This window comes from Mycobacteroides sp. CBMA 271 (assembly GCF_009729205.1).
GTDB lineage: Bacteria > Actinomycetota > Actinomycetes > Mycobacteriales > Mycobacteriaceae > Mycobacterium.
In genome coordinates this window covers 564,718-577,288 of the sequence record NZ_VTHB01000002.1, presented here as the reverse complement: position 1 = coordinate 577,288, position 12,571 = coordinate 564,718, and the positions used below count along the sequence as shown (strand labels likewise).

The window sequence follows — 12,571 nt, the reverse complement described above, 5'->3', positions numbered from 1 at the left end:
CCGCTAGGCGCCGGGTGTCACGAGAACCATTGGGCACGTACGAATCCGGCGAGCAGAACCGCGAACCCGCCAATCTCGCCCGCGATGAGCAGGGCCATCGCCACGTAGATTCCTGGGCCAGGGTTTTCGAGCTGATTGGTGGTGTCGCGTAGCGCGCCGTGGACGATGTAGCTGACGATGGCGGACACAAAGAAAAACACCAGAACCATTGCAGCGGTGAGATTTACCCAGCTAGGCCACCCGCTGAACTCGACGAATACCGCGGTGAGCAAGGTGGCGAATGCATAGAGCAGTGCCGCCCGATGCGCAATGTCGACGTAGGGATGTGCGAGATGGTCCGGGCTGCTGAGCATCTGCCGGTACTTCCAGACGCCGAGTATCAGCGCGAGTAGGAAGATGAGCCCGGCCGCAAGCAGCGTTACGGCGGTGGCGGCTTCCAGCAGGTGTCCGGTGTCCCTCACCCGCAGGAGACTACGCCCAGCGGGTGCCTGTCGAGCGTGCGGATCCTGTCGAACAACGTCCAGAAATCGACACAATTCGCACGCTCAAAACGGGGACTCGGGATGACGGCGGCATGGAATCGGTACGTGTCGCGGACCCTCTTGGTCAGCGCAGTAGTTCGTCGACCATACGCACAACCTGAGCCGGGCCGTCCTCGGCTGCCAGAACACGAGCGATCTGCCGGGTACGTTCCCGGAGCCCGTCGTCGGTCAGGGCGACGCGGATGGCATCGGCGAGCCGCTCGACCGTCAGCGCGCGTTGCGGGATGGTGGCGGCGCTCAGTCCGAGTCCTTTGAGACGCCGCGCCCAGAATGGCTGATCGCCAAGCCCAGGAGCGGCGATCGCCGGAACTCCGGCACGTAGCCCGGCCGCCGTCGTGCCCGCACCGCAGTGGTGCACGACGGCGGCCATCTGTGGGAACAGCCAGCTGTGCGGCACGTCTTCAATAGTCAGGATCTCGTCGCCGACGGCATCGAGTCCGGACCAACCCGCGTGTACGATGCCGCGAACACCGGCCTGGCGCAGGGCTTTTTGGGCGACTTCGGATATGTGCGCCGCGTGTTTGGCCGAGGTCATCGTGCTCCCGAACCCAATGAACACCGGTGGGGCTCCCCCGGCGAGAAAGTCGACTAGCTCGGCGGCGGGACTCCACTGTGGGTCGGGTTCAGGCCACCAGTAGCCGGTCACGTCGAGTCCCGCCCGCCAATCTTCCGGTCGCGCAACGATATACCGCGAGAATCCGTGCAGCACAGGCCAACCCGCTTCGGTGCGTTGGCGATGTAGCGCGCCCGCGGAAACCTTGGGTAGGCCGAGGTCTCGCCGGAAATCGGCGACCGCGCCGCCGTACAAGTGATCGACAAGCCAGCCGCCGGAGCGGGACGCAAGGCGGTTGCCCACCGAGCCGGCCGACCAGGCGCCCAACGCCGCTGGAGGAAAGGCGCCGGTGGCCGAGAATGGTTGCAGCCGAAGGCCGACGGAGGCTACGGCCTTGGCTTCGGCGATCGGATGTCCCGCTAGCTCCGCGAACGGTGACAGCATCAGTACGTCGGTGGGTTCGTCGCCCAGCGCCGTCAAGAGCGCGGCACCTAGCGTCCGCATGCCACGTGGGGCGAGGAATTCCGCAAGACCCTTCATGGGATCGGTATCGGAATCCCCCGATTGGTTACCTGGTTCGGGAATACCGCGAAAATTCAAGCTGCACTGGGTAATCAGCGGCGCAAAGCGTTCATACGCCGCGATGGTCACGTGATGGCCGGCGTGTGTGAGGCGCGCACCGATACCCGTCATGGGAGCGACGTCACCGTGACTGCCGATCGCGGCGATCATGATCCTAGCCATCACACCCTCCGCACTGCTCGGGTGAACAACTTCACCAGGTCCTCCGCGTAGCCGTGCGCATCGAAATCGGCGTTTTGCAGTACCTTTTCGACCACCGCGTTCACCGCTCCTCGCACTGCTATGGCGGTGGAATCGACTGGAAACGAAGCGAATTCACCGGATTTCTGGCCCGCGCGGAGAATGGCGGATGGATCGAGCTCGGCCAATTGATCGGTGAGCTCGGGTGTCAGCTCCAGGTCGCCAAGGCGTCGGCCGTCGCTAGGCTTGTAGCTCGTCCCCAGCTGGCTGAGTGCTGCCAGGTGCATGCGATGGGTATCGAAATAGCCGACGCTGGCACGGATGTAAGCGGCGAGCTGCGCCGTCGGGGTCCGCTCGCGGCGTACCGCCGGGGGCACCTCGGCGAGGGCCGTCTGATACATCGACGCGATGACCGCCTCAACGAGCCCATCCTTGGAACCGAAGTGATACAGCACGACACTCATCGCGATACCTGCCCGGTCGGCGATCTTTCGGATGGTGGTTTGTGGGTAGCCCACCTCCGCGATCACTTCCATCGCACACGCGACGATCTGCTCGCGCCGCGCCACCTCGGTGAAGGTGCGTTTGATGCCCGATTTAGATCGCATGATCTAACTATAGATCAGGTGATCTAGCCAGACGGGCTCATTACCCCTGGTTAACGGTAGGTAAACGGCTATACACCATTTTCTTGGGACCCTAACCCCCATGGGGTACTCTGAGATTTAGCTAAGAATTGGCCGAGGATCTCATAAGTTGGGAACTAGGTGATGTTGAAAGCCGTTGAACTGGATGAATGCATCAACGTTGATGTTTTGGCAAGTGATTTCACTTTCCAGGCCATTAGCAAGATGACCGAGCGGAAAGGAAACATCACATGAGAAAGTCACTCACTGCAATCCTCGGCGGAGTCGGTGTTGCCGCGGCTGTCGCTATTGTCGGAGCACCGATCGCCTCGGCCGGTCCGACGCCTCCTCCGGTTTGCTACGCCAGCGAAACGAGCGTCAACGCCACCGGGCAGGGCCCGTGCGTGGCACCCGGCGATGTCTACTACGAGCAGGGTGTCCACCAGCCGACCTATGAAGGCGCCAACCCACTGGTCCCGCTGGGGACCAACCCGCACGTGCCCTACGGCACAAATAAGAACAACGCTTAGTCACGAGTTGTAAGCCCGGCTTCATCTTCGACGACGCAGAAGGAGCACCACTGATGAAGAAGATCATTACCGCGGCGGTTGCAGGAGTAGCCGCCGCGGGACTGTCACTGGTGACGGCTGCCGCCGCGTTCGCCGGCCCCGCCGCGGATACCGACGCCGTCATCAACGACCTCAAGTCCAACGGTTACCGGGTCATCATCACGAAGGTCGGATCGGATCATCCGTCGCAGTGCACGGTGCAAGGGGTGTCGCAGCAGACCGGCGCCCAGGACGTGCAGTCGGGACGCAATATGCGGAACCGGCCGACAACGGTTCCTACTACCCGACAAAAGGTCGCGTACGTCACGCTGGCTTGCTAGCCCCCAGGGGTGGTGGTGACACCTGGTAATAAGCGATCTGCCAACGACCGTCAGTGTGTGTTGCCACTACTCCGATGAGGAGGGCGACCGCGGGCCGGTTCTCGAAGGCGAACTGCGCCTGCACGTATCCGAGCGCCGCCGAATTGCCCAACAGGCGAGCCTCGAGGATGTCGTAGGTGACGCGCATCCCGTGCGGCTGCGACGCGTAGTACCTCGCCACCCCATCGCGCCCCACGCTGTAGGGCTGCAGTCCCTGAAAGAGCGCGCCCTCGGTGAAGAGCGCTGCGACCATCTCGGGTTTGTGGGCGTCGACGCCCGTCTTCCATTCCTTGAGTAGCGCGCCAACTATGTCGACGGCTGTTGCGGTGTCGCCCATGTCAATGTCCCGCGCTTTGTCCGCCGTCGACGTGCAGGATCTCACCGGTGACGAAGGGGGCGTTCTCTAGGTACAGCACGGCGTCCACGACCTCAGAGGTTTCGCCGAGCCGACCGAGCGGGTGCATGTTCGCCATCACAGCCAGCATCTCCTCGGAGTCACCGGCATGCATCGGGGTGTTGATGATGCCTAGTGCCACGGTGTTCACGCGGATCTTACGGGTGGCGTACTCGACGGCCAGCGAGCGCGAAGCGGCATTCAGGCCGCCCTTGGTGAGCGCGGCGAGTACCGACGGAACCTGCGAATTGGCTTGGTCGATCAGGCTTGTCGAGATGTTCACGATGTGCCCACCCTCGCCCTGCTCGGTCAGAATCTTGAGTGCGGCGCGACTGATCTCGAAGAATCCCCGCACGTTCACGCCGGTGATGGCGTCAAAGTCCTCATCTGTGTACTCGGTGAACGGTTTGGCGATGAATATGCCCGCATTGTTGATCACGGTGTCGATCCGTCCGAATCGCGCGACGGCGGCGTCGATCACCCGCGCCCCGACACCGGGCTGTGCGATGTCACCGGCGACGGAGAGGACCTGGAGGTCCGAGCTGTCCGGGATAGAGCGAGAGTTCGCGACGACGGCGTATCCGAGTTTGCGAAAGCCTTCGACTAGCCCGGCACCGATGCCCTGGGACGCCCCGGTGATGACGACGACCTTCTGTGTAGATGGCATAGAACTGCTCCATTCGTGTTGTAGCTCTTCCAACAAGATCATTGGCGAACATCTGCCCGGAGGCCACGACCTGTTTGCTCATTGCTGGGAGGCTGCATCTACCAGCGGTCTAGGATGTGTCGGTGGAACTGCGCCAGTTGCGGTACTTCGTCACCGTCGCCGAGGAGCTGAATTTCGGCCGCGCCGCCGACAGGCTGCATATTGCCGGACCCTCTCTCTCACAACAGATCAAGGCGCTCGAACGTGATCTGAAGGTGCAGCTCTTCGATCGTGACCGTCGATCGGTATCGCTGACGCCCACGGGCGCGGCGCTGCTGCCGGAGGCTCGCGCTTTGATCGATCGTGCCGATGCGTTCCGAAGGGCTGCGATGGGGCTGGTTCGCACGCAGCCGGTGCGCATTGGGTATGTGAATTGGTGTCCGACTGACTGGGCCGAACGCGCCGCGGGTGTGGCGCAGCTCCGGGTTGACACGTGGGTAATGCCCTCACACACTCAGGCGGCCCGCGTCGCGGAGGGCAGTCTGGACTTGGCCATCTGCTGGGTGCAGAACGCGGACTTGGAGGGACTGCGGCTGCGCGCCCGAATTGTGGGCGCCGACAGGCTCTATGCCCTTGACGTGGGGACAGACGGTTCACCGGTCGAGGCCAAGCACACGCTGGCGCTCCTCGAGGAGGACGGTGCCAGCTGGGAGTCATGGAACCGATACGCCCAACAGTTCGCCGATGAAGTCGGTGCCCCCTTGCAGCGCATCGGCGACGGGGGCGTCACCGGCCCAACGTTTTTCGATCATGTCCGCAGGCTCAAGCGACCGGTTCTGGTCAACCCGAAGGGGCAGCAGACCCCGGTTCCGCCGGGTCTGATCGCGCGTCCGATTGTCAATCCAACGCCGTGCTGGACGTGGTCGCTGGTTGTCCGTGAGGACGAGGACAACCCCACGGTGCACGCCATGGTCGACGCACTCACTCGTGCGACGGGGCCGCTCGGGCTGGAAGATGTGTGGCTCCCCAAGGACGACCCATATCACCTTGACGTCTAACGAGTTTCGGTATCGACCGGATAGCCGATCGGCAGTACGGCCGCAACGGCCGCCGCTAGCGTCACCACCAGTGCGCCGATGATGCGCGCCTCTTGAAAACCGTGACTGCCGTGCTTGAGGACCGACACCACCACGAGGTCCGGCGATCTGGCCCACCGTGCTGACGCCGATGAAGGTAGCGCCGAACAGCGCTGTGGGCACCCCGGGGATGAGCGCCGGCAGTGCGATGTCCACCGCCTGTGGGCCGAGCGCCGACACGAACACCATGGGACGCGACCAGTGCCTGTTGAGCCACATCAGCAGCACCGCCGAGGGTGCAGCCGCCAGGCCCACGAAAAGCCATGCGCCACTTCCCAACCAGCCCGGCCCGGGCACTAAGTCCGGCTTGCGCCGACATCAGCGGCAGGATGGGGGCATGGGCGAACCTGCCGATGCCCATCGCCGCCGCGGCCTGCGCGACATGCCACACGGTGTTGCGTCCGGGCGCTGAGGGACCCATGGTCGATATCTGAGGGGGCGCGGACGTGGATTCATCCTGCGATGATCGCACTGGCGATCGCTACGACGGACTTCCTCGTAGTTCGGAGGAAATCCCTACCAGCGCAGTTAAATTGGCCGAGCGCTGGATCAGCGCCCCGGAAGCCGGGTGGTTGCTTCCTGAAGCACCCAGCCGTTGCCGTCGGGATCATCGAACGATGCGAAAGATCCGTAACTGGCGTGGTGGAACACGCTGCCTTCGTCGTGGAAGACCGCGCTGACCTTCACGCCTCGCTCGGACAGGTCGATGCGCAGCCTTGATGTCGTTGACGATCAAATGTATTCCCTGGACAGAACCCGTTGTTACCGAGGATATTCCGGTGCCGAAGATGATGGATGCGGCAGAACCAGGGGGTGTGAACTGGATTACTCGGAATGCCTCATCAGTCGCAGAATCGGCGCCAAGCCGCCAGCCGAGTTTCTCTCGTAGAAACGCTTCGCCCGGTCTACGTCGGATACAGGAATCACTATGACCTCCAGTTTCATGTCCATCTGAGTGACTCCTGTCTTCGACGCTTGTCATTGCGTTCTGTGGGTAACGGGGGCGAGTGTTTATTGATTCCAGGTAATCGACACGGCAATCGTGTATTTCGCCTCACGTGAGGTACGGACGTCCCAGACCGGAATGGATCGGAATGACGCGTCGTTGAGCTCCAGTAAGCATCTATCGCCGTACGGCGATATGTGCCAATCTTTGATGTTGATCTAGCCGGCCCGGCAGATGACCACGACCTACAGGAGTAACCGTGTCCACATATCGCGCGTTCGAGGTGACGGGCCAGCGGGATTTTCGTTGGGTAGAGCGTGAGGTCAGAGATCCCGAGCCCGGTGAGGTGCGGATCCGCGTCGAGGCGTGCGGTGTCTGCCATACCGATGCTTTCGCGGCAGAAGGCATGCGGGCGGATCCGTCGAAACCCGTTGTGCCGGGACACGAAATCGTGGGCGTGATCGAGGCAGTCGGAGGGGGCGTGCATGCCTGGCATGTCGGCGAACGTGTGGGTGTCGGATACCTCAACGGGCACTGTGGCCAGTGCGAGCAGTGTCGCCGCGGTGATTTCGTGAACTGCGCCAATCAGAACCAGACGGGAACCACCGTCGACGGGGGTTACAGCGAGGTGGCCTATGCCCAGGCCAGCGGGCTGGTGCGTGTTCCCGAGGGTGTTGATCCGCTCGACGCGGCGCCACTGCTGTGCGCTGGCCTCACCGTCTATCGCGCGCTACTGACGGCGAACGCACGCCCAGGTTCGCTGATCGCAATCCAGGGCATCGGCGGGCTGGGTCATCTCGGTATCCAGTACGCCAAGTCGCTGGGCTACCGGGTAGTGGCCATCGCGCGTGGCACCGGAAAGGAGGATCTGGCGCGCCAACTCGGCGCCGATGAGTACATCGACAGCACGGCGGGTGATCCCTCGAAAGCCTTGAGGGCGCTCGGGGGAGCCACTGCTGTCCTCGCGACGGCCTCCAGCGGGTCGTCGATGTCACCGCTGGTCGCCGGGCTGGCGCCGAACGGCAAGCTGATTGTCGTCGGTGCCGACTCCGAACCCATCGAGGTGAGCATCCCTGATCTGATCTTCGGTACCCGTTCGATTGTCGGATCGCTGACCGGCAGCGCCATCGAGAACGAGGACAATCTGAATCTCGCTCAGCACCAAGGAATTCGGTCGATGAATGAGATCATGCCGCTGTCGGACGCGCCGAAGGCGTATGAGCGTATGATGGCCGGCGCGGCCAGGTTCCGCGTCGTCCTCGACGCCAAGGCGTGACTGTCGTGGCATTCGATATCCGCGCCATGGCCGGTCCGGTGATCGTGGCGCCCATGGCCGGAGGGCTGAGCACTCCGGAGCTGGCGGCGCGGGGACCAATGCGGGCGGACTGGGATTTGTGGCCGCCGGATATCTGACTGCCGACGCTCTCGCGGATCGGATCACGGCCGCACGCGCACTGACTACAGGTGCTCTTGGCGTGAATCTGTTTGTACCGCAACCGAGTATGCGAACGGGCTCGCCTGTGAGGCCGAACGGTACGGCGTGGATGTGGAGTGCCTCGCTTCAGTGATGAGCCACCGTGACGACATTTGGGGAGGCTGAGCTCGCACTCGGCGCTGGTGTCGACATGTTGGCCGCGCAGGGGCCGGACGCCGGCGGCCACCGTGGCACCTTCGATCCGGCGGCCACGCCCGCAACGGAACCGCTGACCAGTCTGCTTGCCGGCTTGATCGGGAAACTCGAGGTGCCGGTGATCCCCGCGGGCGGCGTGACCACCGGTTCGGACCTTGCTGCCGCGCTATCGGCGGGAGCCGTTGCCGCACAGTTGGGTACGACATTTCTCCTTGCTGACGAGGCCGGGAGCAGCCCGGTCCGTCGGGCCGCGCTACAAGATCCCGACTTTTCTGAAACGATTGTGACCAAGGTATTTTCGGGTCGATATGCGCGGGGATTGCGTAATAGATTCATCAGCGAGCATGAGGCGCAGGCGCCGTGGGGCTACACCGAGGTGCACTATCTGACGAGCCCCATCCGGGCGGCAACGGTGCGCGCGGGGGATCCGGACGGCACGAACGTTTGGGCGGGTGACGGATTCAAGCGTGCGAGGAACCGGATCTATCGCTGAGATCATGGCCGACCTGGAAGCTGCACTGAGCTAGCAGCCGGCCCTCTCTGAAAAGAGTACGGAGCGTCCAATTTTCGCCCGATATCGGCGTTCGTGACGGTGAAATCGGTAGCGCGCCAGGTGTCCCACGGAGTGAGACAGACGTCCCCAAAAACGTGGCATGGGTAACAGAAATTTTCCTGCGTTAACTCAAGAGATGCGTGAATGTGTAGAAAGAGTGACCAGAGCGTATGCGGCGCAGCAAATTATGAATCGCAATTTATGAACATTCAACAAACCGACGGTGTACTGCAAGTTTGTTGGATTAGGAACATGATCCAACGTGCGCTACGGTAATCAGTAAGCCATTGGCGGACAGTAATTCTCGTCATAATCCTCAGCAAATATGACCGAAGCCACACATTTTGGCAAGCCGCCAATCTCGTGGTTAGCGTCCCTACCCATGTCTGATCTCGCTGCTTTGCTGGCGTTTATCCATCAGGTCTCGGGTACGCCATACATCTCGGGCGGAGATACCGCACGGGGCACTGACTGCTCCGGGCTGGCCTCTTGGGTCTCCAACGTCGCCACCGACCGCCCCGCGTTCGGTTCTCGGTTCAACACCGGGAACCAGGAGCGCGCGCTTCTTGCGCGTGGTTTCAAGTACGGCACCGCACCCGGTGCCGTGGTTATCGGCTGGAATGGCGGTCACACCGCTGTCACGCTGCCTGACGGCACTCCTGTCTCCAGTGGTGAGGGCGGCGGTGTGCGCATCGGTGGAGGTGGCGCCTACCAGTCGCAGTTCAAGCGCCACATGTACCTGCCGATCGACAATGCGGACGCGGCCGAGGCCTCGCCCCTGGATGTACCGGCTCATGCCGAAGGTCCTGAGGTGATTCCCGCAACGGTGCTCGCAGCGAATCCCGGGCCGGCGCCCGAGGATGGTGCGCCTGTCGAGCCGGAATCGGTCGAGATCTAGCGGACCTTCAAACCGCCGGTGCCACCCCATAATTGGGGTGCGCCGGTGGGATCGCTCACTCCTCCCGTTGGGCGGGAGAAACCCGCCGCTGCTGTCGGGGTTGTGGTTGTGTGGAGTGATGAATGGCAATTCGTCTCTGCTGCAAGGAAAGAACGTCATCGTCACCGGTGGAGCACGCGGCCTCGGTGCGGCCTTCGCTCATCGGATCGTATCGCTGGGTGGCCAGGTCATCATTGCGGATGTCCTGGACGTCGATGGACACAACCTGGCCGGAGAACTCGGCGACGCCGCGCAGTTCATCCACCTTGATGTGACCGATCCGGCGCAGTGGGCCGCCACAGTAAGCACTGCGGTCGAGAAGTTCGGTGAGGTCACCGGGCTGGTGAACAACGCAGGTATCTCCAGCGCCTCGTTGGTCGCCGACGAACCCCTGGAGCATTTCCGGAAGGTCATCGACGTGAACCTGGTTGGCGTCTTCATCGGCATGCAGGCGGTTATCCCGTCGATGCGCGTGCACGGTGGGGGTTCGATCGTCAACATTTCGTCGGCCGCGGGTCTCGTCGGATTGGCGCTCACCTCCGGGTACGGCGCGTCCAAATGGGGTGTGCGTGGTCTATCCAAAGTCGCGGCCATCGAGCTGGGTTCCGAGAGGATTCGCGTCAACTCCGTGCACCCCGGTGTCGTGTACACCCCGATGACGGCACAGGCTGGATTCCAGGAGGGCGAGGGCAACATGCCGATCACCGCGATGGGACGGGTCGGTGCCCCCGACGAGGTGGCCGGCGCCGTGGCCTACCTGCTGTCCGACGACGCGAGCTACATCACCGGTGCCGAGCTCGCCGTCGATGGCGGCTGGACCGCGGGCCCGACCCTGAAAACGATGATCGGGCAGTAACTCACGAGAGCAGATCCTCCAGCTCCGCGGCGACCTGCGCGGGAAGTTCCAGCTGCGGGAAGTGCGTGGTTCCGTCCAGCCGTTTGTAGCTGAACCAAGGAATCCGCGCGCCGAACTCCTCGTGCAGATCGTCATAGTAGGTGTGCTCGGTCCCGCAGAAGATGTGGCGGACGGGCCGAGGCGCGGTCAGCTTCTCGATCCGCGCCATCGGTGACTCCCAGGTGTTGTAGGCATCCTCGATGACTCGGCCGGCGCGGGCCCACACATCGAACCCGAATCCGCCCATCTCGGAACGGATGTGTCGATTGACGGCGTCGTTGCTACTGCCGGCCAACCAGGCCTGGAGGAACGTCAATCGGCTGGACTGCCAGCGTGCGGGATCGCGGAATGCCCGGATGCCGTTGAGGAATTCGGCAGACGCGTGCGTCATGATCAGGTCGACGATCATGACGGCGGGCACCCGCGCGACACCGAGACGTTCGGCGAGTTCAAGCGCCGTCCACCCGGCGTGGGCGTGGGCGACGGGGACTATGGTTTCCACGCTCAGGGTGTCGAGCAGCCCGATGACATCGGAAATCTGCTCGGCCAGACCGAAGTCGGCAACGGGTGTGCGGTCGATGCCGTGGCCGCGCCAATCCATCCGAATCACGCGATGGCGGGGGACCAGATACGGGAGCAGCTCGTCGTACGCACGGTGATCGTGCCCCCAGCCGGTGAGCAGCAGGAGCGCGGGCCCCGCGCCCAACCCCTGATCGTCAAAGCTGATCTGGGTGCCATTGAGGGTCATGGTGTACATCGAGAGTCTCCTTGGGCTGTCAGAGGCCCGCGTGCACGCGGAGCGGGTGCAAGCGAACGACGACTTCGCCGGGTCCGCTGTGATGGTCGCGGACGTATGCCTCGGCGCGCTCGGCTCCCAGATACCGCGCGGTGATATCGAGCAACGCGGCGCGTGCCGTCGATTCGTCGGGGTCCACCTTGGCCTCACCCTGGAGCTGAACGTAGAGGTAGGGCTCTGTCGGCGTCGCAACCGTGATGACGGCGCGCGGATCACGCTGTAACGCCTTGATTTTCAAGGTATCCAGATGCGTGACGAACTGCAGGTGATCGTCCGTGAGCCGGTACCAGATGGGCAGCACCAGCGGTCGCCCATCGGCTCCGAGGTATCCGAGTTGCCCCACCAGGGCGGGGTTCGAGTCGAGGAACTCACGGACAGCCGAATCATGGATAGAGGTCATGGATCCCGAACCTAGGGTCTCAAGTGCACTTCACATCAAATCGGCTCGACCAGGCGCTTCGACACGCGGCCTTGTGGCCGATTCGTATCGCACACTTCCGCCACAAGGGGGCGTGTCGAAATAATGGAAAGAGTGACGCGCATGATCGGGATCGGACTTACTGTGCTGGCGCTCGTCGTGGGAGGGCCGCCCACCGCGTACGCGCACGCCGACCCGCAGGCATGCGTTCCGGGGGATCCGGCCCGGCCGCAGGCCGAGCTTTTCGCCACCGACAACACCGCAGTGATCACCGACCCTGCGGATAGTCGACTGCAGGATCCTCTCGACGAGTTCTCACTGCAGGTGAGTGTGATGACGGTCCAGAACCTCGTGCTGCCCGTGCGCTCGACACCCGTCGACGGCGTGTATTGGTCGCAGGATGGCGGTCGCATGACCTACGAGCGCTCGCGGGCCTTCGAGTTGGCGTGCGTGAATCGCGACGATCTACAACGCATCGGCGAGCAGGTGCGTGAACAGTACCGACAGGAATCGGTGCTGACCTTCGAATATCTGCAGGCCGGGGATACGGCGATAAACGCTGTGGCAGTGGAGATTCCGGGAATCGACCGGGTGCGGTTCCACGACGCGCTGGCCGCTGATGTCGATGCGCGCGAGGCCTTGGTCGGTGGGTCGGTTACCGAGGACGGATGGTTGATCCTGGTAGCCGACATCGCGGACGTCGACGCCGCCCGGCGGTTGGTCGCTTCCTCGGGCGGGGACTGGCAACACGCGAGCCTGCACTACGGGCGACGGGAGTTCGTCGAAGCGTCGCAATAGCGCACATTGCA

20 protein-coding genes are annotated in these 12,571 nt (G+C 63.1%); 11 read left to right on the top strand and 9 right to left on the bottom strand.

The window, feature by feature from the left end; all coding sequences use genetic code 11:
* Nucleotides 1-17 precede the first annotated feature (17 nt).
* From FZI91_RS08210 to FZI91_RS08200, 3 genes are all read right to left on the bottom strand, one after another.
* Nucleotides 18-440 (bottom strand): hypothetical protein, encoded by a 423-nt coding sequence (locus FZI91_RS08210; protein WP_162526560.1) that lies wholly within the window; start codon nucleotides 438-440, stop codon nucleotides 18-20.
* A 166-nt stretch (nucleotides 441-606) separates the two neighbouring features.
* Nucleotides 607-1,839 carry a glycosyltransferase gene (locus FZI91_RS08205; RefSeq protein WP_155938375.1) on the bottom strand — a complete coding sequence of 411 codons (1,233 nt, stop codon included), beginning with the start codon at nucleotides 1,837-1,839 and terminating at the stop codon, nucleotides 607-609.
* Nucleotides 1,839-2,465, bottom strand: coding sequence for a TetR/AcrR family transcriptional regulator (locus tag FZI91_RS08200; RefSeq protein ID WP_162526524.1), 627 nt, complete (start codon nucleotides 2,463-2,465; stop codon nucleotides 1,839-1,841). The genes FZI91_RS08205 and FZI91_RS08200 overlap by 1 nt, the downstream gene beginning before the upstream one ends.
* A 269-nt stretch (nucleotides 2,466-2,734) precedes the next feature.
* Here FZI91_RS08200 and FZI91_RS08195 point away from each other — a divergent pair, with 269 nt between their 5' ends.
* Together FZI91_RS08195 and FZI91_RS08190 are read left to right on the top strand one after the other, a co-directional pair.
* On the top strand, nucleotides 2,735-3,013 hold the full coding sequence (locus tag FZI91_RS08195; RefSeq protein ID WP_155938373.1) for a hypothetical protein: 279 nt from the start codon (nucleotides 2,735-2,737) through the stop codon (nucleotides 3,011-3,013).
* A gap of 53 nt (nucleotides 3,014-3,066) precedes the next feature.
* Nucleotides 3,067-3,372, top strand: a complete 306-nt coding sequence (locus FZI91_RS08190) for a hypothetical protein (protein ID WP_155938371.1) — start codon at nucleotides 3,067-3,069, stop codon at nucleotides 3,370-3,372.
* Here the strand turns inward: FZI91_RS08190 and FZI91_RS08185 are convergent.
* On the bottom strand, nucleotides 3,356-3,748 hold the full coding sequence (locus FZI91_RS08185) for an SgcJ/EcaC family oxidoreductase (RefSeq protein ID WP_155938369.1): 393 nt from the start codon (nucleotides 3,746-3,748) through the stop codon (nucleotides 3,356-3,358). The two genes, FZI91_RS08190 and FZI91_RS08185, sit on opposite strands and share 17 nt — an antisense overlap.
* 1 nt (nucleotide 3,749) lies before the next feature.
* Nucleotides 3,750-4,472 (bottom strand): SDR family NAD(P)-dependent oxidoreductase, encoded by a 723-nt coding sequence (locus FZI91_RS08180; RefSeq protein WP_155938367.1) that lies wholly within the window; start codon nucleotides 4,470-4,472, stop codon nucleotides 3,750-3,752.
* Between the two features lie 122 nt (nucleotides 4,473-4,594).
* Between FZI91_RS08180 and FZI91_RS08175 the strand changes: the two genes are divergently transcribed.
* On the top strand, nucleotides 4,595-5,509 hold the full coding sequence (locus tag FZI91_RS08175; RefSeq protein ID WP_162526523.1) for a LysR family transcriptional regulator: 915 nt from the start codon (nucleotides 4,595-4,597) through the stop codon (nucleotides 5,507-5,509).
* Here FZI91_RS08175 and FZI91_RS08170 read toward each other — a convergent pair.
* Nucleotides 5,506-5,643, bottom strand: a complete 138-nt coding sequence (locus FZI91_RS08170) for a hypothetical protein (RefSeq protein WP_155938365.1) — start codon at nucleotides 5,641-5,643, stop codon at nucleotides 5,506-5,508. The genes FZI91_RS08175 and FZI91_RS08170 overlap by 4 nt on opposite strands.
* 35 nt (nucleotides 5,644-5,678) lie before the next feature.
* On the opposite strand from FZI91_RS08170, the gene FZI91_RS08165 reads away from it, so the two are divergent.
* Nucleotides 5,679-5,999, top strand: coding sequence for a hypothetical protein (locus tag FZI91_RS08165; RefSeq protein ID WP_155938363.1), 321 nt, complete (start codon nucleotides 5,679-5,681; stop codon nucleotides 5,997-5,999).
* 137 nt (nucleotides 6,000-6,136) lie between these two features.
* Here FZI91_RS08165 and FZI91_RS24195 read toward each other — a convergent pair whose 3' ends face one another.
* Entirely contained in the window at nucleotides 6,137-6,274 is a 138-nt protein-coding gene (locus FZI91_RS24195; protein WP_309224176.1) for a hypothetical protein, read from the bottom strand.
* 518 nt (nucleotides 6,275-6,792) lie between these two features.
* On the opposite strand from FZI91_RS24195, the gene FZI91_RS08155 reads away from it, so the two are divergent.
* From FZI91_RS08155 to FZI91_RS08140, 6 genes are all read left to right on the top strand, one after another.
* On the top strand, nucleotides 6,793-7,809 hold the full coding sequence (locus FZI91_RS08155) for an alcohol dehydrogenase catalytic domain-containing protein (protein WP_166548239.1): 1,017 nt from the start codon (nucleotides 6,793-6,795) through the stop codon (nucleotides 7,807-7,809).
* A 5-nt stretch (nucleotides 7,810-7,814) separates the two neighbouring features.
* A complete protein-coding gene (locus FZI91_RS24305; protein WP_375234388.1) occupies nucleotides 7,815-7,946 on the top strand; it encodes a hypothetical protein in 132 nt (43 codons plus the stop codon).
* Nucleotides 7,928-8,101, top strand: a complete 174-nt coding sequence (locus FZI91_RS24300; protein WP_375234387.1) for a nitronate monooxygenase — start codon at nucleotides 7,928-7,930, stop codon at nucleotides 8,099-8,101. The genes FZI91_RS24305 and FZI91_RS24300 overlap by 19 nt, the downstream gene beginning before the upstream one ends.
* Before the next feature lie 9 nt (nucleotides 8,102-8,110).
* Nucleotides 8,111-8,656, top strand: coding sequence for a nitronate monooxygenase (locus FZI91_RS24295; protein WP_375234386.1), 546 nt, complete (start codon nucleotides 8,111-8,113; stop codon nucleotides 8,654-8,656).
* Nucleotides 8,657-9,098: 442 nt separating this feature from the next.
* Nucleotides 9,099-9,614, top strand: coding sequence for a hypothetical protein (locus FZI91_RS08145; RefSeq protein ID WP_155938361.1), 516 nt, complete (start codon nucleotides 9,099-9,101; stop codon nucleotides 9,612-9,614).
* Nucleotides 9,615-9,732: 118 nt separating this feature from the next.
* Complete coding sequence (locus FZI91_RS08140) at nucleotides 9,733-10,509, top strand: glucose 1-dehydrogenase (RefSeq protein ID WP_155938359.1); 777 nt, start codon at nucleotides 9,733-9,735, stop codon at nucleotides 10,507-10,509.
* Nucleotide 10,510: 1 nt separating this feature from the next.
* Here FZI91_RS08140 and FZI91_RS08135 read toward each other — a convergent pair whose 3' ends face one another.
* Together FZI91_RS08135 and FZI91_RS08130 are read right to left on the bottom strand one after the other, a co-directional pair.
* A complete protein-coding gene (locus tag FZI91_RS08135) occupies nucleotides 10,511-11,305 on the bottom strand; it encodes an alpha/beta fold hydrolase (protein ID WP_155938357.1) in 795 nt (264 codons plus the stop codon).
* Between the two features lie 19 nt (nucleotides 11,306-11,324).
* The gene (locus tag FZI91_RS08130; RefSeq protein ID WP_155938355.1) at nucleotides 11,325-11,744 is read right to left on the bottom strand and encodes a PPOX class F420-dependent oxidoreductase; all 420 of its coding nucleotides are present in this window, start codon (nucleotides 11,742-11,744) and stop codon (nucleotides 11,325-11,327) included.
* Between the two features lie 141 nt (nucleotides 11,745-11,885).
* Here FZI91_RS08130 and FZI91_RS08125 point away from each other — a divergent pair, with 141 nt between their 5' ends.
* Nucleotides 11,886-12,560 (top strand): hypothetical protein, encoded by a 675-nt coding sequence (locus FZI91_RS08125; RefSeq protein ID WP_155938614.1) that lies wholly within the window; start codon nucleotides 11,886-11,888, stop codon nucleotides 12,558-12,560.
* Nucleotides 12,561-12,571: the final 11 nt, after the last annotated feature.

Bases quoted from the DNA above. Each gene is read 5' to 3' on its own strand.
- FZI91_RS08135 (WP_155938357.1), bottom strand. From the start codon at position 11,305: ATGTACACCATGACCCTCAATGGCACCCAGATCAGCTTTGACGATCAG.
- FZI91_RS08185 (WP_155938369.1), bottom strand. From the start codon at position 3,748: ATGGGCGACACCGCAACAGCCGTCGACATAGTTGGCGCGCTACTCAAG.
- FZI91_RS08205 (WP_155938375.1), bottom strand. From the start codon at position 1,839: ATGGCTAGGATCATGATCGCCGCGATCGGCAGTCACGGTGACGTCGCT.
- FZI91_RS08165 (WP_155938363.1), top strand. From the start codon at position 5,679: ATGAAGGTAGCGCCGAACAGCGCTGTGGGCACCCCGGGGATGAGCGCC.
- FZI91_RS08140 (WP_155938359.1), top strand. From the start codon at position 9,733: ATGAATGGCAATTCGTCTCTGCTGCAAGGAAAGAACGTCATCGTCACC.
- FZI91_RS08145 (WP_155938361.1), top strand. From the start codon at position 9,099: ATGTCTGATCTCGCTGCTTTGCTGGCGTTTATCCATCAGGTCTCGGGT.
- FZI91_RS08200 (WP_162526524.1), bottom strand. From the start codon at position 2,465: ATGCGATCTAAATCGGGCATCAAACGCACCTTCACCGAGGTGGCGCGG.
- FZI91_RS08180 (WP_155938367.1), bottom strand. From the start codon at position 4,472: ATGCCATCTACACAGAAGGTCGTCGTCATCACCGGGGCGTCCCAGGGC.
- FZI91_RS08130 (WP_155938355.1), bottom strand. From the start codon at position 11,744: ATGACCTCTATCCATGATTCGGCTGTCCGTGAGTTCCTCGACTCGAAC.
- FZI91_RS08125 (WP_155938614.1), top strand. From the start codon at position 11,886: ATGATCGGGATCGGACTTACTGTGCTGGCGCTCGTCGTGGGAGGGCCG.
- FZI91_RS08190 (WP_155938371.1), top strand. From the start codon at position 3,067: ATGAAGAAGATCATTACCGCGGCGGTTGCAGGAGTAGCCGCCGCGGGA.
- FZI91_RS08195 (WP_155938373.1), top strand. From the start codon at position 2,735: ATGAGAAAGTCACTCACTGCAATCCTCGGCGGAGTCGGTGTTGCCGCG.